Annotated in this window: 22 protein-coding genes and 1 tRNA gene; 14 read left to right on the top strand and 9 right to left on the bottom strand. The window is 73.9% G+C overall.

Annotated elements, in window-relative coordinates:
• The first annotated feature begins 292 nt into the window (after positions 1–292).
• Both ACFQ8C_RS02560 and ACFQ8C_RS02555 read left to right on the top strand, forming a co-directional pair.
• Positions 293–1,840 (top strand): alpha/beta hydrolase, encoded by a 1,548-nt coding sequence (locus tag ACFQ8C_RS02560; protein WP_383451602.1) that lies wholly within the window; start codon positions 293–295, stop codon positions 1,838–1,840.
• Between the two features lie 237 nt (positions 1,841–2,077).
• On the top strand, positions 2,078–3,355 hold the full coding sequence (locus ACFQ8C_RS02555) for a serine hydrolase domain-containing protein (protein WP_383451495.1): 1,278 nt from the start codon (positions 2,078–2,080) through the stop codon (positions 3,353–3,355).
• On the opposite strand, the gene ACFQ8C_RS02550 is transcribed toward ACFQ8C_RS02555, so the two are convergent.
• Positions 3,349–3,783, bottom strand: coding sequence for an NTP pyrophosphohydrolase (locus ACFQ8C_RS02550; protein WP_383451493.1), 435 nt, complete (start codon positions 3,781–3,783; stop codon positions 3,349–3,351). The genes ACFQ8C_RS02555 and ACFQ8C_RS02550 overlap by 7 nt on opposite strands.
• Positions 3,784–4,233: 450 nt before the next feature.
• Here ACFQ8C_RS02550 and ACFQ8C_RS02545 point away from each other — a divergent pair, with 450 nt between their 5' ends.
• The 5 genes from ACFQ8C_RS02545 to ACFQ8C_RS02525 are packed head-to-tail and all read left to right on the top strand — an operon-like array spanning position 4,234 to position 8,079.
• Positions 4,234–6,093, top strand: a complete 1,860-nt coding sequence (locus tag ACFQ8C_RS02545; protein WP_383451491.1) for a sensor histidine kinase — start codon at positions 4,234–4,236, stop codon at positions 6,091–6,093.
• Between the two features lie 7 nt (positions 6,094–6,100).
• Positions 6,101–6,535, top strand: a complete 435-nt coding sequence (locus ACFQ8C_RS02540) for a roadblock/LC7 domain-containing protein (RefSeq protein ID WP_383451489.1) — start codon at positions 6,101–6,103, stop codon at positions 6,533–6,535.
• The gene (locus ACFQ8C_RS02535) at positions 6,532–6,909 is read left to right on the top strand and encodes a DUF742 domain-containing protein (RefSeq protein ID WP_383451487.1); all 378 of its coding nucleotides are present in this window, start codon (positions 6,532–6,534) and stop codon (positions 6,907–6,909) included. Before ACFQ8C_RS02540 ends, ACFQ8C_RS02535 begins: the two co-directional genes overlap by 4 nt.
• On the top strand, positions 6,887–7,510 hold the full coding sequence (locus ACFQ8C_RS02530) for an ATP/GTP-binding protein (RefSeq protein WP_383451485.1): 624 nt from the start codon (positions 6,887–6,889) through the stop codon (positions 7,508–7,510). Before ACFQ8C_RS02535 ends, ACFQ8C_RS02530 begins: the two co-directional genes overlap by 23 nt.
• Positions 7,507–8,079, top strand: a complete 573-nt coding sequence (locus ACFQ8C_RS02525) for a GAF domain-containing protein (protein ID WP_383451483.1) — start codon at positions 7,507–7,509, stop codon at positions 8,077–8,079. Before ACFQ8C_RS02530 ends, ACFQ8C_RS02525 begins: the two co-directional genes overlap by 4 nt.
• 61 nt (positions 8,080–8,140) lie before the next feature.
• On the opposite strand, the gene ACFQ8C_RS02520 is transcribed toward ACFQ8C_RS02525, so the two are convergent.
• The gene (locus tag ACFQ8C_RS02520) at positions 8,141–9,349 is read right to left on the bottom strand and encodes an acyl-CoA dehydrogenase family protein (protein WP_383451481.1); all 1,209 of its coding nucleotides are present in this window, start codon (positions 9,347–9,349) and stop codon (positions 8,141–8,143) included.
• 374 nt (positions 9,350–9,723) lie between these two features.
• On the opposite strand from ACFQ8C_RS02520, the gene ACFQ8C_RS02515 reads away from it, so the two are divergent.
• Positions 9,724–9,797: transfer RNA gene (locus ACFQ8C_RS02515), tRNA-Pro, on the top strand.
• Between the two features lie 225 nt (positions 9,798–10,022).
• On the opposite strand, the gene ACFQ8C_RS02510 is transcribed toward ACFQ8C_RS02515, so the two are convergent.
• The gene (locus ACFQ8C_RS02510) at positions 10,023–10,973 is read right to left on the bottom strand and encodes a glycoside hydrolase family 16 protein (protein ID WP_383451479.1); all 951 of its coding nucleotides are present in this window, start codon (positions 10,971–10,973) and stop codon (positions 10,023–10,025) included.
• 349 nt (positions 10,974–11,322) lie between these two features.
• On the opposite strand from ACFQ8C_RS02510, the gene ACFQ8C_RS02505 reads away from it, so the two are divergent.
• The 3 genes from ACFQ8C_RS02505 to ACFQ8C_RS02495 all read left to right on the top strand — a co-directional run bounded on the left by ACFQ8C_RS02505 (position 11,323) and on the right by ACFQ8C_RS02495 (position 15,130).
• Positions 11,323–11,559: a hypothetical protein gene (locus ACFQ8C_RS02505; protein ID WP_383451477.1), complete on the top strand. Its 237-nt coding sequence runs from the start codon at positions 11,323–11,325 to the stop codon at positions 11,557–11,559.
• A 158-nt stretch (positions 11,560–11,717) separates the two neighbouring features.
• Positions 11,718–13,868: a bifunctional polysaccharide deacetylase/glycosyltransferase family 2 protein gene (locus ACFQ8C_RS02500; protein WP_383451475.1), complete on the top strand. Its 2,151-nt coding sequence runs from the start codon at positions 11,718–11,720 to the stop codon at positions 13,866–13,868.
• Between the two features lie 2 nt (positions 13,869–13,870).
• Positions 13,871–15,130, top strand: a complete 1,260-nt coding sequence (locus ACFQ8C_RS02495) for an acyltransferase (protein ID WP_383451473.1) — start codon at positions 13,871–13,873, stop codon at positions 15,128–15,130.
• Between the two features lie 122 nt (positions 15,131–15,252).
• Here the strand turns inward: ACFQ8C_RS02495 and ACFQ8C_RS02490 are convergent, their stop codons facing one another.
• The 6 genes from ACFQ8C_RS02490 to ACFQ8C_RS02465 all read right to left on the bottom strand — a co-directional run bounded on the left by ACFQ8C_RS02490 (position 15,253) and on the right by ACFQ8C_RS02465 (position 22,103).
• Positions 15,253–15,831 (bottom strand): GAF domain-containing protein, encoded by a 579-nt coding sequence (locus tag ACFQ8C_RS02490; RefSeq protein ID WP_383451471.1) that lies wholly within the window; start codon positions 15,829–15,831, stop codon positions 15,253–15,255.
• The gene (locus ACFQ8C_RS02485) at positions 15,815–16,705 is read right to left on the bottom strand and encodes a S8 family serine peptidase (RefSeq protein WP_383451600.1); all 891 of its coding nucleotides are present in this window, start codon (positions 16,703–16,705) and stop codon (positions 15,815–15,817) included. Before ACFQ8C_RS02485 ends, ACFQ8C_RS02490 begins: the two co-directional genes overlap by 17 nt.
• Positions 16,693–19,848 (bottom strand): adenylate/guanylate cyclase domain-containing protein, encoded by a 3,156-nt coding sequence (locus ACFQ8C_RS02480; RefSeq protein WP_383451469.1) that lies wholly within the window; start codon positions 19,846–19,848, stop codon positions 16,693–16,695. The genes ACFQ8C_RS02485 and ACFQ8C_RS02480 overlap by 13 nt, the downstream gene beginning before the upstream one ends.
• Before the next feature lie 127 nt (positions 19,849–19,975).
• Positions 19,976–20,176: an aroma-sacti cluster domain-containing protein gene (locus tag ACFQ8C_RS02475; RefSeq protein ID WP_383451467.1), complete on the bottom strand. Its 201-nt coding sequence runs from the start codon at positions 20,174–20,176 to the stop codon at positions 19,976–19,978.
• Entirely contained in the window at positions 20,173–20,928 is a 756-nt protein-coding gene (locus tag ACFQ8C_RS02470; RefSeq protein ID WP_383451465.1) for an iron-containing redox enzyme family protein, read from the bottom strand. Before ACFQ8C_RS02470 ends, ACFQ8C_RS02475 begins: the two co-directional genes overlap by 4 nt.
• Positions 20,925–22,103: a radical SAM protein gene (locus ACFQ8C_RS02465; RefSeq protein WP_383451462.1), complete on the bottom strand. Its 1,179-nt coding sequence runs from the start codon at positions 22,101–22,103 to the stop codon at positions 20,925–20,927. The genes ACFQ8C_RS02470 and ACFQ8C_RS02465 overlap by 4 nt, the downstream gene beginning before the upstream one ends.
• A gap of 315 nt (positions 22,104–22,418) precedes the next feature.
• On the opposite strand from ACFQ8C_RS02465, the gene ACFQ8C_RS02460 reads away from it, so the two are divergent.
• The 3 genes from ACFQ8C_RS02460 (at position 22,419) to ACFQ8C_RS02450 (ending at position 25,092) form a co-directional block, all read left to right on the top strand.
• Positions 22,419–22,571 carry a hypothetical protein gene (locus ACFQ8C_RS02460; RefSeq protein ID WP_383451460.1) on the top strand — a complete coding sequence of 51 codons (153 nt, stop codon included), beginning with the start codon at positions 22,419–22,421 and terminating at the stop codon, positions 22,569–22,571.
• Positions 22,572–22,664: 93 nt separating this feature from the next.
• Positions 22,665–23,855 carry a radical SAM protein gene (locus ACFQ8C_RS02455; RefSeq protein WP_383451458.1) on the top strand — a complete coding sequence of 397 codons (1,191 nt, stop codon included), beginning with the start codon at positions 22,665–22,667 and terminating at the stop codon, positions 23,853–23,855.
• A gap of 76 nt (positions 23,856–23,931) precedes the next feature.
• Positions 23,932–25,092, top strand: a complete 1,161-nt coding sequence (locus tag ACFQ8C_RS02450) for a glycosyltransferase (protein ID WP_383451456.1) — start codon at positions 23,932–23,934, stop codon at positions 25,090–25,092.
• The last annotated feature ends 68 nt before the right edge of the window (positions 25,093–25,160 follow it).

Here is a 25,160-nt window from a genome sequence, read left to right as displayed (position 1 = left end):
GACGGATGGCGCCCGGTCGGTCAACTCCCTTACCAGTAGCGCCTTTTGAACTCTCGCGCCGCCCGCGGGGCCGGACGCGGGAACGGCCGGACGCGTCCACCTCCCCAGGGACCATTCCGCCCGTGCCGACTCCTCCTCCGGGCGTAGACGATCCGGCCCCGCAGTGGGATTCCGCGCCGCTCCGATCCGCGAAAGGGTGCTGCGGACCGATCCCTCCGCACCCCTGAGGAACTGACGCCCCGTGGGTAACCGAATAGCATCCGTCGTGGCGCTGACCGCCGTCGCGGCGCTCATGCCCGCCCTGACGCCCGCCGTCGCCGCCCCCGCCCCTCCGGCGGCGACCGCCACCACCGACGCGCTGGCGCCCTACGCGCGGCAGGAGCCGCGCTGGGCGCCCTGCGGCCCGGAGGAGACGGCCCGGCTCGAATGCGCGACCATCGAGGTCCCCCTCGACTACGCCGACCCGGGAGGCCGCAGGCTGGACGTCGCGATCTCCCGGACGAAGGCCACCAGCCCCCGCGACCGGCGCGGCGTCCTCCTGCTCAACCCCGGTGGCCCCGGCGGTTCGGGCCTCGACATGCCGCTGTGGCTGGCGCCGGAACTGCCCGACGCCGTGAAGCGGCGGTACGACCTCATCGGCTTCGACCCGCGCGGCGTCGGCCGCAGCTCGCCCGTGAGCTGCGACCTCACCGGCGACGAGCTGAACTGGCAACGCCCTTACGAAGCGGACTCGTTCCGGAAGGACGTGCGCTGGGCGCGGACGGTCGCAGAGAAGTGCCGGGCACGCAACGGCGCCGTCCTGCCCCACCTCACCACCCGGAACACCGCGCGCGACCTCGACCTCGTCCGCGCCGTGCTCGGCGAGCGGAAGATCTCCTACCTCGGCTACTCCTACGGCACCTATCTCGGCGCCGTCTACACCCAGCTCTTCCCGCGCCGCGCCGACCGGTTCGTCCTCGACAGCGCCGTCGACCCGGCGCGGATCTGGCGCGGCATGATCCAGTCGTGGGCGGAGGGCGCCGAGCCCGCGTTCACCCGCTGGGCCGACTGGACCGCGCGGCGCGACGCCGAGTACCGGCTCGGCGACACCCCGGACGAGGTCGGCGCGGCCTTCTGGGACCTCGTCGCCCGGGCGGACCGCACCCCGATCGAGTTCGACGGGGCACGCCTGACCGGCGACGACATCAGGATCGGCGCCCGGGCCGCCTTCTTCGACCCGCGGGGCGCCGCCGAACTCGTCGTCCGGCTCCGGACGGCCGCCGAGGGCGGCGCCCCGTCGGCCGCCCCGTCCCGGCGCCCCGCGCCGGAGCGCCCCGCCCCGCCGTCCTTCGCCGCCGAGGTCCCCGCGGACAACATGGACGCGAGCTTCTGGGCCGTCGTCTGCGCCGACACCCGCGCCTGGCCGCGCGACCCGGAGCGCTACCGCCGCGACGCGGTCCGCGACGGGGCGGCGTACCCGCTGTACGGCGACGTCGGCTCGCACATCAAGCCGTGCGCGTTCTGGCCGAAGGGCGCCGAGCCCGCCACCCGGGTGGAGAACACCACCGGTGCGCTCATCCTCCAGAACGAGTGGGACTCCCAGACACCGCTCTTCAGCGCCCAGGGCCTGCGCCGGGTCATGAAGGGCGCCCGCATGGTCACCGTCCTCGGCGGCCAGGGACACGGTGTCTACGGCTCCGGGTCCTGCGCCGACGCGACCGCGACGGCCTATCTGACGACGGGCCGGCTGCCCGCGGCCGACCTGACCTGCCGCGCCGACGCGCGCCAAACGGCGGACGAGCGGCGACTGCCGCTGCCGTCCCCCCAGGGCCTGCCGGGCGCCGGACGGCAGACCTTCTGACGTCGACGGGGGCCCTTCCACCACGGGAGGGCCCCTCGGCCGTACGAGGCACCTCCCACGGACCGTGCGCGGATTTCCCGGACGCGTCGCCCCGCGCCTGGAACCCTTCGGCGCCGAAGACCCTCATGATCGGTAGGCACGGGGCACGGCCGGCGTCGCCGGCGCGTGTGCCCGCGCCCCGCGGCCACGGAGGGCGTGCGCCGCGCCGAACACCACGTGAGCAGCCGAGGATTCATCGTGTCCCTGACCTCCCACCGCCGTCTGACCGCCGGCGCAGCCGCCACCCTGATCGCCGCGCTCGCGGCCGGACTCGCGCCCGCCGCCACCGCGAGCGCCGCGCCCCTCTCCTCCGCCCCCGCCTCCGCGACGGTGCCGTCGACCCCCGCCCCGGACCTGACCGGCATCACCGCCGCCCTGAACTCGGCCATGGCCAACGGCGCTCCGGGCGCGATGGCCCGGTTCTCCGGTCCCGACGGCGTCGAGAGCCTGACCGCCGGAGTCCGCGACCGCGCCGCGGACGCGCCGATGGACATCGACGCCCGCTTCCGCATCGGCAGCGTCAGCAAGACCTTCTCCGCCGTCGTGCTCCTCCAGCTGGTGGACGAGGGACGGCTGGAGCTCGACGCCCCGGTCAACCGGTACCTGCCCGGGCTGCTGCCGGACGACCGCATCACGGTCCGTCACCTCCTCACCCACCGCAGCGGCCTCGCGGACTACACCAACGCGATGTTCGCCGACACCGTGCCGGGCTTCGAGGCCGTGCGGAACCGGGTCTTCAGCTACCAGGAGCTCGTCGACCTCTCGCTGAGCGAGCCGCGCACCACCGAGCCCGGCGTCTCGTACCGCTACTCGAACGCCAACTTCGTCGTCGTCGGCATGCTCATCGAGAAGCTCACCGGCCGGCCGGTCGACCGCGCCTACGAGCAGCGGATCTTCAAGCCGCTGAAGCTGCGCGCCACCTCCTACGTCCACCCCGACACCCGCATCAAGGGGCTCCGCGTGCGCGGCTACCTGCACCCGGACGCGGCCGGGGAGCCGCTGGTGGACTCCACCGAGCAGACCGTCTCCTGGGCGCAGTCCGCCGGCGCGGTCATCTCCAGCCCCGCCGACCTCAACACCTTCACCAGCGCCCTCATGCGCGGCCGGCTGCTCTCCCCGGCGATGCTGGAGGAGATGACGACGGTCACCCCGACCGACACCACGAACACCCGCTTCTACGGGCTCGGCCTGCGCCGCTACGACCTGTCCTGCGGCGCGCAGGTGTACGGCCACACCGGCACGGTCCAGGGCTTCTACACGTACGCCTTCTCGACCCGCGACGGCCGGCGCAGCCTGTCGGCGGTGGCGAACACCTCGAACCACGGCGCCGCGAACACGGCGCTCGGCGGCACGCTGGAGGCGGCCTTCTGCGGTCCGAAGCCGGCGCCGGCGGCGTCCGCCCGCTCCGTGGCCGGGGCGGGCACCGCCGCACCCGCGCCGCTGCCGGCCGAGCGGGACCTGCCCGAGCGTCACTGACCCCCGGTCACCCGCGCTCCGGAAGCCGGGCCGTCCGGCCCCGGGAGGCTGCGGGGGCCCGCGCAGCGACCGCCCGACTCCTCCACCCGCCGGCGCAGCCCGCGGTCGGCCGTGATCACCAGACACGGCCGGCCGTGGGCCCGGCGGGCCAGCTCGGCGATCAGGTCGTCGCCGCTGCCGGCGGCCTCCTCCACCCGCACGCCCGGCACGGACTCGACCCCCCGGGCCCGCCCCTCGACCACCAGCACGATCTCGTACGGCCCGGGGTACGGCCCGTCGGCCGGCCCGCCGTACGCGGCCAGCCGGTCCCGCAGGCGCTCCGCGGCGCCCCGCCGGTCCCGCCACCAGCCGTCCGGCACGGAGCCCACGACGTTGGCCCCGTCCACGACGAGCAGCGGGCGGGCGGACGGGACGTCTTCGGCGTTCATGGCACCAGGATGGCAGGCCCGCCCCACCCCCAAGCGTTCACGCTCCGTCACGATCGGGGTCGGAAAAGCCGGGCCGGACCCCCTCCGGGGGATTCCGCTCGTGCGCGGGCCGGGCGCGTTTCCGCAGAGAGGAGAGGTCAATTGGCCTCTCCGCCCTCTTTCGTACGGTTCCGCTCGGAACAACTCCCCTTCCGAGCTGGCGACTTTCGGCCAATCGATCTCGGCCGGTCACAGGGGTGGTGATAGCAGACTCCGCAGGTCTACGGGCAAGTTTGCCAACTGCGCACCACACATGAACGGTTGACGACTACAGTGTGTGGTCGCTGATCATCGGTAGGCTCATCGCACCTGCCGTCCCCATCCGCAGCCTCCCCCGCACACCCCCCATCCACGAGTACCCGCACGTACCCCTCAGTACGCCGATTTCCCGGGCACGTACCAAGGACACCCATGTCACAACTTCGCGCACCCTCCTCGCGGTCCGACCGCCGCGAGGGCGGGCGGCACGGCCGTTCGGGCGCCCGCACCACGACCACCGGCACCGGCCAGGCCAGACCCGCGACGGCCGCTCCCGCTGAAGTCCGCATACGCCCCCAGCTGTTGCGCACCTCGGTCCTGCCCGCCGTCGCCGTCGCCCTCGGCGGCGCCGCCGCCGTGCTCTTCACCCTCCGCTCCACCGGCACCGCCCCGACGCCCGGCCTGTGGGCCGCCCTCACCGGCGCCGCCGCCCTCACCGTCGCCTCGGTGACCGCCGCGGCGCTCGGCGCCGACCGCGCCGCCCGGGCCGTCCTCGACCGGGTCGCCGCGCTGCGCCGCGACGCCACCCAGACCCAGGGCGAACTCCGTACGGTCATCGAACAGTTGCGCCGCGGCGAGGAGCTGGCCCCGCGGCCCGCCCTCCTCGACACCGTCGGCGGCGACGAGTTCGACCGGCTCGGCGCCGAGCTGACCCGCTCGCACGAGGCCGCCGTCGCCGCCGTCGTCCAGGCCTCCCGGCTCTCCAGCAGCGTCGGCAACGAGCAGAAGGTCGAGGTCTTCGTGAACCTCGCCCGCCGGCTCCAGTCCCTCGTCCACCGCGAGATCCAGCTCCTCGACGAACTGGAGAACGAGGTCGAGGACCCCGAGCTGCTCAAGGGCCTCTTCCACGTCGACCACCTGGCCACCCGCATCCGCCGCCACGCCGAGAACCTCGCGGTCCTCGGCGGCGCGATCTCCCGCCGCCAGTGGTCCAGCCCGGTCACCATGACCGAGGTGCTCCGCTCCTCCATCGCCGAGGTCGAGCAGTACCCCCGGGTCAAGCTCGTCCCGCCGATCGACGGCACCCTGCGCGGCCACGCCGTCGCCGACGTCATCCACCTGCTCGCCGAACTCGTCGAGAACGCCACGGTGTTCTCCGCGCCGCACACCACCGTGCTGCTGCGCGCCCAGTACGTCACCGCCGGGCTCGCCATCGAGGTCGAGGACCGCGGCCTCGGCATGCCCGTCGTCGAGCAGAACAAGATGAACGCCCTGCTCGCCGACCCCGACCAGGTCAACGTCGCGCACCTGCTCCAGGACGGCCGCATCGGCCTCTTCGTGGTCTCCGCCCTGGCCCGGCGCCACGGCATCGCCGTCCGCCTCCAGTCGAACATCTACGGCGGGATCCAGGCCGTCCTCGTCCTCCCGCAGGGCCTCCTCGGCGCCGACCCCGAGGGCCTCGCCCAGCACGAGCGCCAGACCGCCGCGGTCGGCGGTCCCACGCCGCCGCACCAGCAGCCCCGGACTCCGGCGCAGGTCCCGGCCCAGCAGGTCCAGGAGACCCAGCAGATCCCGCAGGTCCAACAGGTCCCGCAGGCTCAGCAGGTCCAGCAGGTCCAGCAGGTCCAGCAGGTCCCGCAGGTCCCGCAGGTCCAGCCGTCGCACCTCCGGAGCGACGCCCCCGCCGCGCCGCTCCCTCCGGCCGGGAACCCCGCCCCCGTACCCGTGTCCACGGAGCCGCCGGCCCCGGCCGGATACGTCTACCAGCCCCCCGCCCCCGTGGCGCCGGCCGCGCCCCCCGCGCCGGACCGCCCCTTCGCCCCCGCGGGCTTCGGCTCCGCGCTCCCGCCGGTGTCCCGCGCGGAGGCGCCCGGCCGCCCCGACCTGCCCAAGCGGCGCGCCCAGGAGCACCTCGTCCCCCAGCTGCGCGACGAGCCGCAGGCCCGTCCCGCCGAGGAGCACGCCCTGCACGACCCCGGCCTGATGGCCGCTTTCCAGCGTGGGATCGGCCTCGCCGAATCCCAGCCCACCCCCCAGGAGTCGCTGCGTCACGGCGACGCGCACAAGGAGTAGATACACGATGACGAGCAATGTGCCGAACGGCCATTCCTCGGATCTCGACTGGCTGCTGAGCGGTCTGGTCCAGCGGGTCCCCTACACCCGCAGCGCGGTCCTGCTCTCCTCCGACGGGCTGGTGAAATCCGTCCACGGGCTCGACCCCGACGCGGCCGACCACATGGCGGCCCTCGCCTCCGGGCTCTACTCGCTCGGCCGCAGCGCCGGCGTCCGGTTCGGCGACGGCGGCGAGGTCCGGCAGGTCGTCGTGGAGCTCGACTCCACCCTGCTCTTCGTCTCCACCGCCGGATCCGGCACCTGCCTCGCCGTCCTCGCCGGCCGCGAGGCCGACGCCGCCGTCCTCGGCTACGAGATGGCGATGCTGGTCAAGAGCGTCCGTCCGTACCTGATGACGCCCGCCCGGCAGGCGGCCACCGCGGCGGGTGGCTTCGGTCAGTGAACGCGTCACCTCCACAGGAAGGGCCCTGGCTCGACGACGCGGCCGGCCGGCTGATCCGTCCGTACACCGTCAGCGGCGGACGGACCCGGCCCACCACCTCGCTCGACCTGCTCTCCCTGGTGATGGCGACCGGCTCAGGACCGCAGGCCCACATGGGACCCGAGCACGGCCTGGCCCTCAGGCTGTGCGACGGGCCCACCTCGGTGGCCGAGATCGCCGCGCACTTACGCCTGCCGGCCGCCGTCACCAAGGTCCTCCTCTCCGACCTCGTGGACTGCGGGGCCCTCACCGCGCGGGCCCCCCGCTTCCACGCCAATCCATCCGACCGTTCCTTGCTGGAGGCAGTGCTCGATGGCCTACGACAGCGGCTCTGAACGCCATGGCGGTCTCGCGGCCGACCCCTTCCCCACCGCGCTGAAGATCCTGGTGGCGGGTGGTTTCGGCGTGGGAAAGACGACCTTCGTCGGAGCGGTGAGCGAGATCGAACCGCTCAGTACGGAGGAGCTGCTGACCTCGGTCAGCGCCGCCACCGACAGCCTGGAGGGCGTGGAGAACAAGACCACGACCACCGTGGCCATGGACTTCGGCCGGATCACCCTCGACGACCGCAACGTCCTCTACCTCTTCGGCACCCCGGGCCAGGAGCGGTTCTGGTTCATGTGGGACGAGCTGTCCGAGGGCGCGCTCGGCGCGGTCGTCCTCGCCGACACCCGCCGCCTCCAGGAGTGCTTCTCCGCGATCGACTTCTTCGAGCGGCGGGGCATCGCCTTCGTGGTGGCGATCAACGAGTTCGACGGTGCCTTCCGCTACGACGCCGACGAGATCCGACAGGCCCTCGACCTCGACTCCCTGGTGCCGATCGTCCTCTGCGACGCCAGGATCTCCAGCTCCGCCATCAGCACGCTGCTGACCCTCGTCCAGCACCTCCTCAACTCGACACCGGCCAGCGAGCCGAGCTTCGGAGTCACGCCATGACCTACGACCCGACGGGTCACCTCCTCCTGACCCCCATCGACAAGGAGGCCCCGGCCCGGGTCCGGCGGCTGCGTGAACTCGGCCTCGGAGACCGTCCGGAAGCGGCCTTCGACGAGTTCGCGCAGCGGCTCGCCGAGATCACCGGCGCCCCGTTCTCGATGGTCAACTTCATCGACGAGAACCGGCAGTTCTTCGCCGGACTGCACACCCCGGGCGGCTCCCACTCGGGCAGCGACCTGGGCGCGGCGGCGGCCGGGGCGGGCGGCGTCGGCCGTTTCATGGCGCGCGACCACGGCTACTGCCCGCACGTCGTGGTGCGGCGGAAGGCGCTCGTCCTGGAGGACGTCTGCGACTACCCGCGCTTCGCCGGCAACCCGGTCGTCGACGAGATCGGCATCCGCTCCTACATGGGCGCGCCGCTCATCGACCGGACGGGCGTGGCACTCGGCACGATCTGCGTGGTCGACACCGACGTCCGGCCCTGGGGCCGCGCCGGCCTGGAGACCATCAAGCAGATGGCGGCGGAGCTGGTCGAGCAGATCCACCGGCGCGAGGACGGCGTGTTCTGATCCGCGTCGCGCGGAGGCGGGGGTCCGTACGGTACGCCGTACGGACCCCCGCCCCGTTCGGTCAGACGGCGGCGGGTTCCCGCTCCGGGGTGCGGACCAGCTCGGCGAGCCGCTCCGACCAACTGCCCTTGTCCTGGCCGAGGGCGACCTCGCCCAGCCGGAGGAGCTGGATGTCGGAGGTGCCGGCCGGCGCGAAGATGTGGTGCGCGTCGCGGAGGTAGCGCTCGATGGAGCGGTCGGCGAAGAGGCCGGCGGCGGCGTGGATCTCCATCGCGTTGCGGCCCGAGTCGATGGCCGACTCGACGTTGACCAGCTTGGCGTTCATCAGCTCGGTGTCGCAGGAGAGGCCCTGGTCGAGCAGGTGCACCGCGTGGTACGCCGCGAGCCGGGCGGTCATCAGGCGGGACTGCATCTGGCCGAGCTTGAGCTTCACCGTGGGCAGCTCGGAGAGGGGCTGGCCGTAGCGGATCCGCTCGGTGGCGAAGCGGGTGGTCTCCTCCAGGATCGCCGTGTGGATGCCGAGTGAGACGGCGGTGAGGTTGGCCCGGCCGTAGAGCACGCTGGAGGAGTAGGCGACGGCGAGGCCGTCGCCCTCGTCGCCGAGCCGGTTGGTGGCCGGCACCCGGCAGTTCTCGAAGACGAGCTCGCCGAAGCTGAAGCCGTGCAGGCCCATGGCGGGCTGCTGCGGTCCGAGCCGGAAGCCCGGGCGGTCGGACTCGACGAGGAAGGCGGTGAGCCCCTTGGACCCGGGGCCGGTCCTGACCACGACGCCGTGCAGATCGCCGACGTGGCTGTTGCCGACGTATATCTTGCTGCCGTTGAGGATGTAGTCGTCGCCGTCCCGGACGGCGCTCGCCTCCATGCCGAGCACATGGCCGCCGGACTCCGGCTCGGTCACCGCGATGGTCGGCAGGCACTCGCCCGTGGCGACCTTCGGCAGCCAGGTCTTGCGCTGGGCGTCGGAGCCGAAATGGACGATCTTGGCGGTGCCCAGCTGGGAGGCCTGGACCATGGCGCCCATGGCGCCGCTGACCCGGGACAGCTCCTCGATGATGATCGTCTTGGCCAGGTGTCCGGCCCCCATGCCGCCGTACTCGGGGCTGATCGTCGCGCCCAGCCAGCCCTGCTCGGCGATGAGCCGGGACAGTTCGTGGTGGACCGTGCGGGAGGCCTCCATCTCGGCTATGCGCGGCCGCACCTCCCGTTCCGCGAAGCCGCGTACGGTCTCGCGCAGCTGATGATGGAGCCGGCTGCTGAAGTAGCTGTCCATACGAGTACCTCCCTGCGAAACGCCTGTCCGACGGGGTGCGGACAGGTGGTGCATCGGCGGTGGTCCCGTCCCGAACAGGCCGACCTGTTTATGGTGTTGATCTTTCCGGGGTGGATCAATATCGCCCCCATCTTTGTCTGAAACAGGTACCGTTGACGATCACTTCCGACTGTGTTGAGGGTGATCTGGAGCCATGGAGTCCGCTGGGGCGCCTGTGTCCATGGGCGACTTTCTGCCACGTTCCACCGGCACCTGCCGTCGCTCGGCACCGCGTCCCGGAGTGACCCCGGCAAAGCGGTTCGTGACCATCGGGGGAAGTGCGGTATGGTTCTCATGCACGAACGGCCGGGGGAAACCCCAGGTCAGACGGGCAACGGGACGTGGCGCAGCTTGGTAGCGCACTTGACTGGGGGTCAAGGGGTCGCAGGTTCAAATCCTGTCGTCCCGACTTGAAAGAGTCGCAGGTCAGGGGCCGTTTCAGAGCAATCTGAAACGGCCCCTGACCGTTTTGGGGAACCGGTGGGGGACAAGCGCCCGTGACCGACCGGAGCGCGCCTCGACCGGGTCGGGGCGGCCCCGGACGGGGAGCTCGCCGGGCACGTCGGCGTCCGCCTCGGTGCCGTCGCCGTTCGGCGGGCGGCACGTCGAGGGGGCATCCGCGCGGCGGGTGGGGTCAGGGCTTCGGGACGGTGTCGACGTGGTCGGTGCCGGTGCCCTGGAAGCCGTCCACCGTCTCCCGGAGGTCCGCCGGGGAGACGGCCTCGTCGGCCTTGTAGTAGACCCAGTCGACCTTCATGTCCCAGGTGCGCCGGCCGCCGGCGAAGGGGAGGTCGATGAGCCAGTTGCTGAAGTGGATGTCCATCCGCTCGCGCGGGACGTACTTGCCGGAGCTGGTGAACAGCTTCTTGCCGTCCAGGGAGTAGACGACCTTTCCGTCCATGGCGGTGATCATCATGGTGTGCCAGCCCCCGAGGCGCCGCTTGAGGGTGTGGTGGACCCGGTCCGGCGGGTCGGCCTTGTGCCAGCTGACGTTGTCGAGCTGCGGACCCACCGAACCCCAGCCGCCGTTCGGCAGGTACTCGAAGTCGAGTTCGCTGTAGTTCCCCGAGGAGTCCGAGGGGGAGATCGGGAAGAAGGTCTGGACGACGTGGTCGCCGTCGCGTCCGCTCGTGGGCTCGTCGCTGAGGTGGACCCGGGCGGCGAAGGTTCCCGTGAAGAAGTTCCGGCTGGTGGTCTGCACCTCGACCTGCGTGGTGCCCCGCTCGGTGCCGTCGGTGGAGGAGCGCAGCCGGAGGACCTTGCCCCCCTCGGCCGTCGGGTCGGAGAGGAAGGCGGCGCCGTCGGCGCTCCAGGTGTCCTTGATCCCCGGGCCGCCCCCGCCGGTACGGACCTCCCAGCCGTGCGCGGCGAAGGAGGGGTCGTCGGCGCCGGTGTAGTCGAAGTCGTCGAACAGGGTGCCCGGCGGTCCGGTGGGCGTCGGCGAGGCGTCCCGGGCGGGCCCGACGGCGTCGTCGCCCCCGCCGGCCGCGGGGGCGGCGGAACACGCGGCGAGTACGCACAGGAGGGCGGGCAGCGTGAGCGCCGTCCACGCGCGGCGACGAGGGGTGCGGCGGGGCTGGCTCACGCGGGCTCCTTGGGGCGTAGGGGCGATGGCTGGGCGCGCCCCTCGCATCGGGGTCGAACGCTGATCACATGAATGGAGGCGTCATCCTAGCGAAGGGTTTCGGCCATCCCGACGCGTGTGCCCGACCCGGCCGCCCCTGGGTCGGTATCCGCCCGTGACATACCGATCCGGTTACGACATTCGATCGGATCATGCCAAAAGCGGATATCACCCACCAACCGATCAGGGTCGGCCGATAGGGTTCGCTCTACGCTTCAGCCGTCTACGTCCCTGCACAAAAAGGCCACACGAGATGCGCCAAGTCTCCACATCCTTCGGGCGTACACCGGCATACCCGGCACAGCCCGGCGTGTCCGAATCCCATCGCCAGGAGCCTGTTCCGGCACCGGTGTTCGTCGACCAGTCCGGTCTGCGCAGCCGTCTGTTCCGGCGCTTCGGCTGGCCGGTCTCCGTGGTCGGCGCGATCCTGGCGGCCGCCATGGGCGGCAGCCTGATCGGCATGCAGTCGGACGCCCCGGCGATGGAGATTCCGCCGAAGCCCGCGTACCTGCCCACCAGTGGACCCCTGCCTCCCTTCTGGCCCTAGAGGGCGCGGTCCGCGACACCCCACCCGAAAAGTTCGGCGGTCACGCCGAACCTCGTGACATTCCACGGCACACCGCGACCGTCGTGTCGCCCGGAGCAGGGCCTGCGGGCCGGCCGAGCGCGCCTGATCGTCCGCACCACCCATCTCCAGGAGCGCCCTTGTCCCGCCACCAGCGTCGTCGGCAGTCCCTGCTGAGACCGCGCCGACTGGCTGCGCCGCCGCTGCGCTTCTTCATGCCGCTGTCCCTGCTGGCCTGCTTGCTCGCGCTCCTCGTCCTCCGCGGCCTTGCCACCAACGAGGCGTTCCACGACACCCGGATCGCGACCTCGGTCGACAAGACGACCGTGCCGGAGAACCTGCTCAAGGGCGGCCCGATCATCGACGCGCGCGGCGACAAGAACGAGCACCCGGTGAGCTATCGGGTCCCCGACCGCACCGTGGTCCTGAGCTTCGACGACGGCCCCTCCCCGGAGTGGACCCCGAAGATCCTGGACGTGCTCGCGGCCCACGACATCCACGCGGTCTTCTTCGTGACCGGCGCGATGACCACGCGCCACCCGGAGCTGATCCGGCAGATCGTCGCGGGCGGCCACGAGATCGGCGTGCACACCTTCACCCACCCCGATCTGGTGTACCAGTCCGAAGCCCGGATCAGCTGGGAACTGGCGCAGACGCAGCTGGCGCTGGCCGGCGTCGCGGGCGTCCACAGCGCGCTGTTCCGCCCGCCGTACTCCTCCGACGCCTCGGCGCTCGACGACTGGAACTACCCGGTGATCAAGTACGTGGGTTCCCACGGCTACCTCACCGCGTTCATCGACCGCGACACCGACGACTGGAAGCGTCCCGGCGTCGACGCGATCGTCGAGGCGGCGATGCCGCGCAAGCCCGGCGCGGGCGAGCTGGTCCTGCTGCACGACGCGGGTGGCGACCGTACCGAGACCCTCGCCGCGCTCGAGCGGATCATCGACAAGCTGCAGGGCGAGGGCTACCGCTTCGCCACCGTCTCCGAGGCGCTCGGCGCCACCGACGCCACCGTGCCGGTGCACGGCTACCAGCTGTGGGCGGGCAAGGGGTTCATCTGGGCCAGCCAGGCCGCCGTGCTCACCCTGCCGGTCCTGGTCGCGCTGCTGGCCGTCGTCGGCTTCCTCAACTTCGGCCGGTTCGCGCTGATGCTCGTCCTCGCACCGCTCCACGCCCGGCGCTCCCGGCGGCGGGACGCGTGGGGAGCACCCGTCACCGAGCCGGTCACCGTCCTCGTCCCGGCCTACAACGAGCGCGAGTGCATCGCGAACACCCTCAACTCCCTGATCGCCAGTGACCATCCGATCGAAGTGATCGTCATCGACGACGGCTCCACGGACGGCACCGCGGACATCGTCGAGCAGATGAACCTGCCGTTCGTCCGGCTGATCCGCCAGGCCAACGGCGGCAAGTCCAGCGCGCTCAACACCGGTATCGCGGCCGCGTCGCACGACATCGTCGTGATGATGGACGGCGACACCGTCTTCGAGCCGTCCACCGTGCGCGAGCTGGTCCAGCCGTTCGGCGACGGGACGATCGGCGCGGTCGCGGGCAACGCCAAGGTCGGCAACCGCGAGAGCCTGATCGGCGCCTGGCAGCACATCGAGTACGTCCTCGGCCACAACCTGGACCGCCGGATGTACGACATGCTCAACGTCATCCCGACCATCCCCGGCGCGGTCGGCGCCTTCCGCAAGGAGGCCCTGCGGCGGGTCGGCGGAATGAGCGACGACACCCTCGCCGAGGACACCGACATCACCATGGCGGTGCTCTGCGACGGCTGGCGGATCGTCTACGCCGAGCGCGCCCGCGCCTGGACCGAGGCCCCCGCCAGCCTCCAGCAGCTCTGGTCCCAGCGGTACCGCTGGAGCTACGGCAGCATGCAGGCGATGTGGAAGCACCGCCGAGCCGTGACCTCCCGCGGCCCGGCCGGACGCTTCGGCCGGCTCGGGCTGCCGCTCGTCGTGATGTTCGGCGTGGTCGCCCCGCTGCTCGCGCCGCTGGTCGACATGTTCCTGCTGTACGGCGTGCTGTTCGCGGACGCTCCGATCACCCTCGCCAGCTGGGGCGGCTTCATCCTGCTCCAGGCCGTGCTGTCGTGGTACGCCTTCCGGCTCGACGGCGAGAAGCCCCTGCACCTGATCAGCCTGCCGATCCAGCAGCTGGTCTACCGGCAGCTGATGTACATCGTCCTGTTGCAGTCCGTGATCACGGCGTTGACCGGTGGCCGACTGCGCTGGCAGAAGCTCCGGCGCACCGGCGAGGTCGCCGCACCGGTGGAGGCCTGACCATGACCGCATCCTTCGAGTCCGTGGGCACCCAGGACACCGTCCGGCTGAGGATCCCCGCCGCTCTGCGACGGGAGTCCCAGCCGGAGGCGGAGCCGTCGGCACCGTCCCCGCGCAAGGGCGGCCGGGACCTCTATCTCGACCTGCTGCGCGCGCTGGCGCTGGTCCGTGTGGTGATCTACCACAACTTCGGCTGGTTCTGGCTGCCCGTCGTCTTCCCGTCGATGGGCGTGATGTTCGCGCTGGCCGGGTCGCTGATGGCCCGTTCCCTCAGCCGGCCCGCCCCCGGCGTCATCCGGGGCCGTCTGCGCCGACTGCTGCCGCCGATGTGGCTGTTCGGCGCGGTCGTCCTCACCCTCGAGATCGTCGACGGCTGGGGGCCCGACGCCGAGGGGCATCCCGACTGGTGGTGGGGCAAGCTGCTGTTCTGGCTCGTGCCGCTGAGCACTCCGCCGTACGCCGCATCACTGAACGGTTTCGACCATCTCGTGGGGCCGGGCTGGGCGGTGCAGGTCGTCGTCCCGCTCTGGTACCTCCGCGCGTACCTCTGGTACGTCCTGCTCTCACCGCTGCTGCTGTGGGCGCTGCGGCGGATGCCGGTGGTGACGCTGTCCGTGCCGATCGTGCTGACGGTCGTGCTGAACACGTTCTTCATCGACCAGGAGTTCCTCTACGGCCGGGTCTGGGAGAACCTCAGCGACTTCGCCATGTTCGGCTCCTGCTGGATCCTCGGCATGGCCCACCAGGAGGGCCTGCTCAAGAGGATCCCGCAGTACGTCGTGCCGTCCGTCGCGCCGCTGATCATGGTGGCCGGCTGGTGGTACCTCCAGACCCGGCCGGTCGATCCGACCGTGCACACCGACATCGAGAGCTGGCCGATCGCCCAGGCCCTGTGGTCCTTCGGCTTCGTCGCCCTCCTGCTCCACGTCAGTCCCTCCTGGGAGCAGTGGCCCCGACCGCTGGAACGCTGGAACGGTCTGATCAGCCTGCTCAACTCGCGAGCGGTCAGCGTCTACCTCTGGCACCAGGCCGCGTTGGTGGCCGCCATCCCGCTGATCGACCCCCTCTGGTCCGTCGGCTTCTTCTACGAGCACCTCCAGTGGCTGCTGATGAGCCCGTGGTTCACGCTGCTGGTGGCGATCCCGCTGACCGGACTGCTGGTGCTGACCTTCGGCTGGGTCGAGGACGTGGCCGCGAAGCGCTCCCCGCGGCTCTTCCCGTACCCGCGCCGCGTGCGGGGCAGGCGCCGGGCCGGCGCCTGACGCGGACCGTCCGACGCGCGGACGCGCCGCCTTCCGGCCGGCCGCCCACACCCGTTCGTCTCGGTCGAGGGGCCGCTCCGGAACGGCCCCTCGACCGTTCCGCGCATCCCGCGGGCACGCCGTCAGGCCGGACCGCGCAGGAGGCGTTCGAGGTCGCCGAGGAGACGGAGGGCGTCGGCGCGGTGGCCCGGGGGCAGGACCGGCGCCGCGCGGGCCGCGTACGCGCCCTCGGCGAGGGCGGCGACGCGCAGGGCGGCGGCGGCCTGACGGGCGAACATCGCCAGCAGGTCGAGTTCCCGGAGCCCGGAGCGGGCCTGCGGCGAGGGGTCGAGGACCTCCAGGACGCCGAGCACCCGGCCGTCGCTGATCAGGGGGGCGGCCATCAGGGCGTTCGGCACGTACTCGGTGGACTCGGCCAGCTCCCGGTCGAAGGAGGCGCTGGTGGCCAGGTCGTCCACCACCATCGGCTCGCCCGAGGCGGCCACCCAGCCCGCGATGCCCCGGCCGGCCGGGAAGCGGCGGCCCACCAGGAACTCCTCGCCCTGGCCGGACACCGCCTGGAAGACCAGCTCGTCGGCGTCCTCGTCGAGCAGGAACACCGAGCCGGCCGCCGCGCCGAAGATCGCGCGGGCCACGTCGACCACGGACTGGAGCAGATCACGGCGCAGCGCGTCCAGGTCGGGATCAGTGCTTGTGTTCATGGCGTGCCTCTTCTGCCGGAACGGGACCCCGCGGCGCCGTGCGCACGTTGGCCGCGGAGAGGTAAAGGGCGTTCTTGAGCTGGAAGGCCGTCATCCTCGGGTGGACCGACAGGATGCGGGCGCACAGTCCGGTGATGTACGGGGTCGCGAAGCTGTTCCCGGTGGTACGGATGGAACGGCCGCCCAGCCACGGGACGGTGACGTTCTGCCCCGGGGCGAAGAACTCCACCGGCGGCGAGGGGTTGTAGAGGTGGAGGTCCGGATCGTCCTCCTGGTGGCTGCCGACGGAGACGACCGAGGCGAAGCGCCAGGGGAAGCTCTCCACCGGCGAGTTGTGCGCGGAGGCGACGATCACCGTCCGGGTGAAGTAGGCGTGGTCGGCCAGCCGGTGGAGCTCCTCCGCGAAGCGCGCCCGGGTGGTGGACAGGCTCAGGTTCACCAGGTCGAAGCCCTGCTCGACGGCCCAGCGCAGCCCGGCGAGCAGCACGTCCCCCGTACCGGAGAAGCGCTCGCCCAGGACCCGGACGCTGTAGAGCTCGCACTCCGGCGCCGTGCGCCGGATGATCCCCGCGCACGCGGTGCCGTGGCCGCAGGTGTCCCCGGTGTCCGTGGGCCTCACCTCCGTGGAACCGTCGGCAGGGTTCGTGACCACCACCCACGAGCCCTGCACGGGACCGACCTCCGGATGGTCGCGTTCGACGCCGGAGTCGACGACGCACACCCGTACCCCCCGCCCGGTCCCGGCCGCCGTCGTCGTACCGGACGGCGAGGGACCGAGGTCCGCCTCCACCGGCACGTCGTCGGGGCCGCGGCCCCGCAGACTCCAGGTCAGGCCGCCGCCCCGCGCGGTGTCGGCCGTGTTCACGGGCCCCAGCTCCTCTCGGTCGTCCCGGCACGGGTGAGGCCCGCCAGGAAGGCCCGGGCCCCCCGCGCACCCCGCGCGTGCCCCTTGTCCGTGTACCGCTCCACCGCGGACCACGCCGCCTGTCCGGCCTCGTTCCGCAGCCCCAGCGCCGCCAGGGTGCGGGCCCGGTCCAGGGCCGCGGTGGCCCGGACCAGGGGGGAGTCCGTCAGCTCGGCGGTCCGCACCGCCGTGTCGGCCTGCTGCCGGGCGAGCTCGGCGTCGCCGTGCCCGGCGGCCAGCCGCGCCTGCAGTCCGGCCAGGTCCACGACGTCCGCGCGCGGCAGCCTGCGCGCGTCGGTCAGGGAGGTGAGCCAGCCCTCGGCCAGCACCCGGCGGTTCATGTCCAGGGACAGCCGGGCCGCGTCCAGCGCGATGGCCTGGCGGAACCCGGTGGCCCCGATGGACGCGGCCGTCGCGTCGGCCTCCCGGAGCAGCGCCAGCGCCCGCCCCCGGTGACCGAGCAGCGCCTCCACGGTGGCCCGGAACACCGGAAGGAACACCCCCACCTCCGCGTAGTCCAGCTCCGCCGAGAGCCGCTCCGCCTCCGCGAGGGCGGCCCGGGCGGCCGTGGGCCGGCCCCGCAGGGCGTACAGCACGGCCAGGGGGCAGTTCAGGGTGACGCGCACGGTGGGCCGGCCCGTGCCGTGCTCGGCGAGGAGCGCCCGGCACCGGGACAGCGCCGTCTCCACCGGCTCCGGACCGCGCCACAGCGAGACCCCGATGGCGCCCAGCGTGGCGGCCCGCTCCGGCTCCGCCTCCGCCTCCGTGGCATGCGCCAGCGCCCGTACGAGATCGCGGTCGGCCTCCTCGTGGCGGCCGGCCTGCTGCAGCTGCTGGGCCAGCCGCAGCCGGGCCCGGGCCTGGCCGACGGAGTCCGCCGCCGCCTCGAAGACCGGGAGCACGCGGCGGGCCGTCGCCACCACGCCGCCGGCCTCCGGGTCGAGGACCGCGAGCGCCAGCCGGGCGTGCGCGGACTCCACGGACGGGCCGCCCGCGTCGAGCACCTCGCGCAGCAGCGCGGCGCCCTCCTCGGCCTGTCCCTGGGCGAGGCGCACCTCGCCCAGCCGGCGCAGGGCGGACAGCCGGGCCGGCGCGCCGGGCGCGAGGAGCTCCACCGCCCGGCGGAGCAGGCTCTCCGCCCAGTGCAGGTCGGACCTGGACAGTGCCTGGGCCCCGGCTTCGCCCAGGGCCTCGGCGGCGCGTTCCCCCAGCCGCGCGGTCCGCTCGTCGAGGAGGCCGAGCTCCGCGCGGTAGCGGTACGCGCGCTCCAGATGGCCGCCGGCCACACCGGGTCCCGCGGCCAGGACGCTGGGCAGCCCGGCGGCCCACTCGTGCCGGTCCGCCTTGGCGCGCTTGGAGAGCGAGGCGTAGGCGACCTCGTGGACCAGGCCACCGCTGAAACGGTGCAGACCGGGCTTCCCGGGGGAGGGCTCGACGAGCCGCCGCCGGCCGAGCCGCGCCAGCGTGCCGACCACACCGCCGTCGACGTCCCCGGCCCCGGCCGGGGCGGCGGCCGGAGCTCCGGCGGAGGCCCGCGCCGTCGCGTCCAGCCGGACCAGGTCGGCGCTGGTGAACTCCCGCCCGATCACCGACGCCAGATCGAGCACGGCCCGCTCGACACGGTCCAGCGCGCCGATCCTGGCCCCGAGCAGCGCCTGCAGGGTCGGCGGCAGGTACTGCTCCGCCTCCCCGGCCCGCCCGTCGTCCGGGGCCCGGTCGGGGCCGAGGGGGACCAGCAGCTGCTCCAGGAACAGCGGGTTGCCCTCCGCCCGTTCGAAGAGTTCGGGCGGCGGAGGGGCCGCGTCCGCGCCGACCAGCTCGCGGGCGAGCAGCGCGGTCTCCGGCGACGGCAGACCGGCCAGCCGCAGCGTCTCCACCGGCGCTCCGTCCCGCGCCGGGGCCGTGACGGCGCCGTCGGGGCGGACCAGGCAGACGGTCAGGACCCGGGTGCGGCCCAGCAGCGTGTGCAGCCGGTCCATGGTCCGTACGAGGAGGGGGGCGGCCCACTGCCAGTCGTCGAGCACCAGCAGCACCGGCCGGGTCCGGGCCGCCCAGCGCAGCACGACGGCCAGCGCCGCGCACAGGTCCTCCAGCGAGGCGTTCGGGGTGCCGTCGCGCAGCAGACCGTTCCGGAGCAGCGCCAAGGCGTCGCGAGGAGGACCGTCCGCGGGCCCGGGCACCGCCGTGAGGACCTCCCGCACGGCGTCGGCCAGGGGCGCGAGGCTGCCGTGCTCGCCGTAGCTGCGGCACCGGCCGGCCCCGTGGGCGAGCGGGCCCCGGGCTGCCCGGCCGTCGCGCCACTCCCGTACCAGACGGGTCTTCCCCACGCCGGCCTCGCCGACGAGCAGCAGCGCCGCGGCCCCGCCCTCGGTGCCGTCGAGGGCCCGGTCCAGGGTGGCCCGCTCGGCCTCGCGGCCGATGAACGGGACGTCGAACCGGCGCAGCAGCTCGGGGTCGTCCGTGCCGAGGGCGAGGAGCCGGTGGGCACGGACCGGCTCGGTCTTGCCGTGCAGCGCGAGCGGGCCGACCTCCTCCACCACCGCGGTGGGGCCCGCCGCCAGCAGGGTCTCCGGTCCGACCAGGATCTCGCCGGGCGCGGCGTTCTGCTCCAGACGGGCGGCGACGTTGACCGTCTCTCCCGACACCAGCGCCTGCCGGGCGGTGGAGCGCGCGGCGGCGACGACCTGGCCGGTGTTGACGCCGATGCGGATGTTCAGCCGGATCCCGAGCGTCGCCTCCAGCTCGGAGTTGAGCCCCGCGAGCGCCTCACGCATGGCGAGGGCCGCGCCCAACGCCCGGCGCGCGTCGTCCTCCTGGACCGTGGGCACCCCGAACACCGCCATCACGGCGTCCCCGATGAACTTCTCCGGAGTGCCGCCCCGGACCTCGATCTGCTCGCTCATCAGCCCGAAGTACCGCAGCGTGACGACGCGCAGCGTCTCGGGGTCGAGCGTCCCGGAGAGCGCCGTGGAACCGACCAGGTCGCAGAAGAGCACCGTCACCGGCTTGCGCTCGTCCTCGGCGACGACGAGGGGCGTCGGGCGGGCGGTCCCGCAGAAGGCGCAGAACCTGGCCTCGGGGGGCAGGAGCTGACGGCAGGTCGGGCAGGTCATCGGGGGTCTTCCTTCCGGCGGGCCGGTCCGGGCCGGTGCGCGACCCGCCGTCGCGGGGGCCGCGCACCGGCCGGTGGGGCGTGAACACGTGCGGTCCGACCGGCCGGTGTGAGCGCCGGGACGAGCCTCAGAACAGGGCGCCGCCGGCGAACTCGCCGTGGGCCTCGACCTCGGGGCCGAGCGCGTCCAGGCGGTCCTTGACGTCGAGCAGCACGGCGAGTTCCTCGGGCGTCAGGTCGGTCAGCACCTGCCGCTGCTCCTCGGTGAGCAGATCGACGGCGAAGCCCGCGCGGTACAGCGTGTCGAGCATGTCGGGTGGCTCTCTCATGGAAGACCTCTCGTCGGAGCGGGCCGTCCGGTCTCCCGCCCCGGCGCGGCCGCCGGGACGCAGCGCCCGAGCCGGACGAACAACTGGGTGAGCGCGTCCATGGTGTGCAGCGCGCTGACGGTCACGGCGGACTCGTGCGCGCGGGTGAGCGGCAGGGCGTCGAGGAGGGCGTACACCTCCGCGACGTGCCCGGTGTCGAGGCGGGCGTGGGCGCGGACGGTACGGAACGCCGCGTCCGGCAGACCGGTGCGCCCGGCGAGGTACGGGACGAGCCCGGGTTCGGGCGCGTGCCCCTCCAGGACGGACACGTAGCCGAGCAGCGCCACCGGGTGGTGGTGCTCGATCCAGTAGTACTGGGCGCCCGCCAGCGCCGCGGCGCCCGGCGCCGGCACGGCGGCGAGGACGCCGGCGGGGTCCTCCCCGGCGGCGGCCAGGTCCTGGAGCAGCCAGGCGTCGTGCCCCTCCTCCTCCAGGGCGTGGCGCTCCAGGTGGTCCGCGAGCGGGCCGCCGAGCGGATCGCCCTCCCCGGCCAGGGCGCGGGCCCGTCCGGCGGCCAGCCGCAACAGCGGGACGGAGGCGCGGATGACCGCGTGCATGGCGCGGAGGTAGGCGAGGTACCGGCCCCGGACGCCCTCCGGCCGCCAGAGCCCCGCCGCCGCGTGGCGCAGGGCGGGCTCGGCCAGCGCGAGCCTGGCCCGGTGGCGCTCCGAGGCGGACGGAGGGGGAGGCGACGCCCCGCGTGTCCCGTTCACAGGGACGCCTCCGTGGTCGCCGGCGTGCGGCCCCCGGGGGAGCCCGGGCCGTTCGGGGTGCCGGGGGCGGCGGGGCGGAGGGCCCGGGGCAGCACCCAGGGCGCGTACGCGGCGCAGCCGTACCGCCGCACCAGTTCCACCGGGCCCTGCTCGCCGCGCCGCCGCGCCACCGTGAGGTCGAGGAGCGCGCCGGCCGGTCCGCCGGCGTCGGCCGCCGCCCCGGCCGCCACCTCGGGGCGGTCGCCGAACCGCCGGCACTCCGCGCAGGGGGAGGCCGCCGGTCCGGCGTCCGGGAGGTAGCGGTCGCGCAGTCCGGGGGCGCCCATCGCGCGGACCAGGCGGAGCAGCGGTGAGCCCAGCGTCCGGGCCCGTACGGCGGCCCAGTCGTCCCGCGCGATGTGGCCGAGCGTCAGGTGGTCCGGGGCGGGGCGCTGGTCCACGACCTCCTGGTTGCAGCAGGCCAGGACCGTGCCGTCGAAGGCCACCACCGGCCAGGCGGCCATCGCGCAGGGTGCCGCGGGCACCGCCCCGGCCCCCGGCGCCGGCGCCGGGCGGGCCGGGCCCGCCCAGGACGCCGCCCGTCCGACCGCGCGCACCTCGTTGACCAGCGCCGGGACCGTACCGTCGAACTCCCGGTCGATCGCGCGGGTGACGTCGGCGAGGTACGGGTCGCCGGGGCCGTCCCCGGTGAGGTGGAGGCTGACGGCCGGTCCGGCCTCCCGGATCTCCCGCAGCGCGCGGAAGACGGCGGAGCGCGGCACCTCCCGCTCGTGGTGGACGTCGAGGCTGGCGGAGAAGTGGTCGACCGCCGCGAGGGCCCGCAGGACGGAGGCCGGCACGACACGGGACCGGGCCCGGGCGCCGGGGCGGGCGAAGAACATGCCGCTGAGCACCGCCGTACGGGTCCCCGCCGAGCGGGCGGAGGCGCTGAGGTCGGCCACGAGACGGGGGAGCAGCAGGGGTTCGCCGCCGGTGAGCATCATGACGTCGGGCCGGTCGGACGGGCCGAACGAGCCGACGAAGCGCCGCAGCCGGGCGGGTCCCGGCTGCTCGCGGGTCTCGGGCGCGGAGCCGGTCGAGCAGTGCGCGCAGCGCAGGGGGCAGCGCCGGGTGAGCGTGACCAGCAGTCCGGCGGCGGGCACGGGACGCAGGCCGATCAGTTCGGCGAGTTCCATCGGGCCTCCCTCGGCGGCGTGGGCCGCGGGTACCAAGGAGGGGCCGCCCGCGGGTGCCCGCCCAGCCTCGCGCGGGCCGGTAGGACGGCGCCCCGGGGACGGTTCGCCTTCGGTATGTCCGCAGGCCACCGGGGTCCCGAGGGGCACGGGCGGAGGGGTGGCCGGGGCCCGGCGACGCCGTGGGCTGCCGCCATACCGGAGCCATACCGGCGCCGGGGCGTCCTCGGGTCCGGCCGTCCTAGCTTTCTCGTCGACGGCAGGCCACGGCCCGCCGCCGACCGACGCTCAACCGACTCTCGACGGATGGAGACACCCATGTCCGAGAACACGCAGCCGGCCGACGACAGCCAGGAGACCCCCGAGGTCGAGGCCCACAGCATGGTCGGCGAGAACGCCACCGCCCCGGAGGCCTTCGACGACGCCACCGAGATCATCTGCGGCGTCTACGACAAGGAAGTCCAGGCCTGACGCCTGCGGCACTCCTTGATCAGGCCGGCCCGGTGGGTCACCCCCGACGGGCCGGCCTCGTCCCCCGTAGCTCCCGGAGATGAGGAGGTGGACATGACCCTGCGCATCCTTCAGGGGCAGTCCGGAGTGTGGTGCCAGGGCGCCGGCGGGACCCTGCTGCTGCCGTTCCCGTACGCGGTGGACGGACGGCTGACCGAGCAGGGGCACGCCGAAGTCGCCCGGGCCGGCATCACCGAGCAGCGGCCGCGCAGCCGCTACAGCCTGACGGTGGTCACGGCCACCGACTGCAACCTCGGTTGCCCCTACTGCTTCCAGAACACCGCGCCGGCCGCACCCGGCCGCTTCGACCCGCCCCGCATCCCGCGCGCCGCGCTCGACGACGGGACCATCGAACGGATCGCGGACTTCACCGACGCCAGGATGCGACAGGCCGGACTCGACCGGCTGTTCGTCCTGCTCTTCGGCGGCGAACCGCTCCTCAACCCCGCGGCCTGCCGCGCGCTGCTCACCCGGCTCGGGCGGCTCGCCCCGGTCACCGCCTCGATGGTCACCAACGGGGTCCTGCTCACCCCGACGATCGCCCGCGACCTCGGCGCGCTCGGCCTGCGTTCCGCGCAGATCACCCTGGACGGCCCGCGCGAGCTGCACGACGGACTGCGCACCACGCGGGCGGGCCGCGGCACCTTCGACCGCATCCTCGACAACCTGGCCGCCGCACAGCGGACGACCGATCTGCGCTTCACCCTCCGGATCAACACCACGGCCGAGGTGCTGCCCCGGCTGCCCGAGCTGGCCGCGCACCTCGCCGAGCGGCTCGACGCCTCCCGCTGCGTCTTCGACGTCGCGCCCGTGCTCAACTACGCGGGCCTGTACGACGCCGGGATCGGTCACACGGACCCCGAGGTCGCCGCCGTGATGCGCGGGTACGCCGCCGCGCTCGACCACGGCTTCGAGGTCGGCTGGCCCGGCCGGGGCGCCTGTGGCTTCTGCACCGAACGGGACGGTACGACGGGCGCCGTCGTCAACGCCGACGGAACGCTCTACAGCTGCTGGGAGACGATCGGCAAACCCGGCTACGAGGTGGGCACCCTCGACGAGGGCTACACCGACTACCCGGAACACGCCTGGGTCAGCTGCTACGAGTTCGCCGCCGGGGAGTCCGGCTCGGGCGCGGCCGGGTTCGCCGACCGGATCGCCGTCGGCCTCATGGAGCTGCTGCGCGAGCACCGCCGCCGTACGGCCTCCGCCCGCGGCCCGGCCCCCGAGCCGGCGGGTGCGCGATGACGGCGCCCGTACCGACGGCGGCCGTGGTGACGGTGACGGTGGCCGTGGTGACGGCGCCCGCGGTGACGGCGGGTGCGTGGTGAGGGCGCTCTTCTGCCCGCTGTCCGACCCCGGGTACCTCTATCCGGCCACCGCCGTCGCCCTGGAGGTCCACCGCCGGGGGCACGCCGTCACCCTCCTGTCCACGGGGCCCGCCGCCCGGGCCGCCGAGGCGGCGGGCCTCGACGTGCTGGAACCGGGCGAGGAGTTCGCCGTCAGCCGGTGGTTCCGGGCCGGGCAGGGCCAGTACCACCGGATCCTCCGGGCCGCCCGGCTCACCCGGCCGGACGTCCTCGTCACCTCCGCGCTGTGCGTCGGCGCGCTCGCCGCCGCCGAGACGCTGGACCTGCCCGTCGTCGTCCTGGGCCTCGCCTGCCACCTGTGGCCCCACCGCGACGCCCCCGGGCCGGACGACGCCGAGGACCGCGGCTGGCGCCTCGACGGCGCCCTGGACGTGTACCGCGCCCTCCGCGCCGAACTGGGCCTGCCGGGCACGGGACCGGACGGGCAGCGGGCGCTGCTCGGCACCCGCTTCCTGCTGCGCGGCCATGCCGGCCTGGAGCCGGCCGGGGCCGTCCTGCCCGAGCGCGTACGGCACGTGGGGCCGTGCTGGTGGGAGCCGCCCGCCGACGAGGCCGCCGTCGCCGCGACCGGGTCGCGCCTGGACCGGTCCGGCAAACCCGTGGTGTACGTCCACCTCGGCCGCGTCTTCGGCGGCGAGAGCCTGTGGCCCTGGATCCGGCGCACCTTCACCGGCGGGGAGTTCCAGGCGGTCGTGGAGACCGGACGCAGCGAGACCGGGCGCCGCGGCGACCCGGCCCTGACCCCGGCCGAGCAGGGCGGGGCCACGGCGGAACCGGCCGACGTCACCGTGGTGCGCCGACCGTGGATGAGCCCCTTCCTCGACCGCGCGAGCCTCGTCGTCACCAACGGCACCAGCGCCCCCGTCCTCGGCGCCCTGCGCCACCGGCGCCCGCTGCTCGTCTCGCCGAACGGCGGCGAACAGCGCGTCCTCGCCGCCGCCTGCCTGCGGGCCGGGGTCGCCGCCCCGCTCGACCGCGCCCGCGGCGAGGACCAGCTGCGCACCGCCGCCGCGGACCTCGCGCTGTCCGCCCGCGCCGCGCGGATGGCGGACGAACTCGACCAGAGCAAGAGCGAGTCCGCCGCCGCGCAGGCCGTCGAGGACGCCTGCCGGTGAACCGGCCGGGCCCCGCCCGTCCCCCGTCGACCCGAAGCCCCGCCCCACCGCACGGAAGGAACCGCACC

This window comes from Streptomyces sp. NPDC056503, from assembly GCF_042794995.1.
GTDB lineage: Bacteria > Actinomycetota > Actinomycetes > Streptomycetales > Streptomycetaceae > Streptomyces.
Note: the sequence above shows the minus strand (reverse complement) of the source record. Positions and strands in the feature narration are given on the sequence as shown.

Bases quoted from the DNA above. Each gene is read 5' to 3' on its own strand.
- ACFQ8C_RS02540 (WP_383451489.1), top strand. From the start codon at position 6,101: ATGACGAGCAATGTGCCGAACGGCCATTCCTCGGATCTCGACTGGCTG.
- ACFQ8C_RS02460 (WP_383451460.1), top strand. From the start codon at position 22,419: ATGTCCGAGAACACGCAGCCGGCCGACGACAGCCAGGAGACCCCCGAG.
- ACFQ8C_RS02495 (WP_383451473.1), top strand. From the start codon at position 13,871: ATGACCGCATCCTTCGAGTCCGTGGGCACCCAGGACACCGTCCGGCTG.
- ACFQ8C_RS02560 (WP_383451602.1), top strand. From the start codon at position 293: ATGCCCGCCCTGACGCCCGCCGTCGCCGCCCCCGCCCCTCCGGCGGCG.
- ACFQ8C_RS02520 (WP_383451481.1), bottom strand. From the start codon at position 9,349: ATGGACAGCTACTTCAGCAGCCGGCTCCATCATCAGCTGCGCGAGACC.
- ACFQ8C_RS02465 (WP_383451462.1), bottom strand. From the start codon at position 22,103: ATGGAACTCGCCGAACTGATCGGCCTGCGTCCCGTGCCCGCCGCCGGA.
- ACFQ8C_RS02530 (WP_383451485.1), top strand. From the start codon at position 6,887: ATGGCCTACGACAGCGGCTCTGAACGCCATGGCGGTCTCGCGGCCGAC.
- ACFQ8C_RS02455 (WP_383451458.1), top strand. From the start codon at position 22,665: ATGACCCTGCGCATCCTTCAGGGGCAGTCCGGAGTGTGGTGCCAGGGC.
- ACFQ8C_RS02550 (WP_383451493.1), bottom strand. From the start codon at position 3,783: ATGAACGCCGAAGACGTCCCGTCCGCCCGCCCGCTGCTCGTCGTGGAC.
- ACFQ8C_RS02475 (WP_383451467.1), bottom strand. From the start codon at position 20,176: ATGAGAGAGCCACCCGACATGCTCGACACGCTGTACCGCGCGGGCTTC.
- ACFQ8C_RS02525 (WP_383451483.1), top strand. From the start codon at position 7,507: ATGACCTACGACCCGACGGGTCACCTCCTCCTGACCCCCATCGACAAG.
- ACFQ8C_RS02480 (WP_383451469.1), bottom strand. From the start codon at position 19,848: ATGACCTGCCCGACCTGCCGTCAGCTCCTGCCCCCCGAGGCCAGGTTC.
- ACFQ8C_RS02545 (WP_383451491.1), top strand. From the start codon at position 4,234: ATGTCACAACTTCGCGCACCCTCCTCGCGGTCCGACCGCCGCGAGGGC.
- ACFQ8C_RS02490 (WP_383451471.1), bottom strand. From the start codon at position 15,831: ATGAACACAAGCACTGATCCCGACCTGGACGCGCTGCGCCGTGATCTG.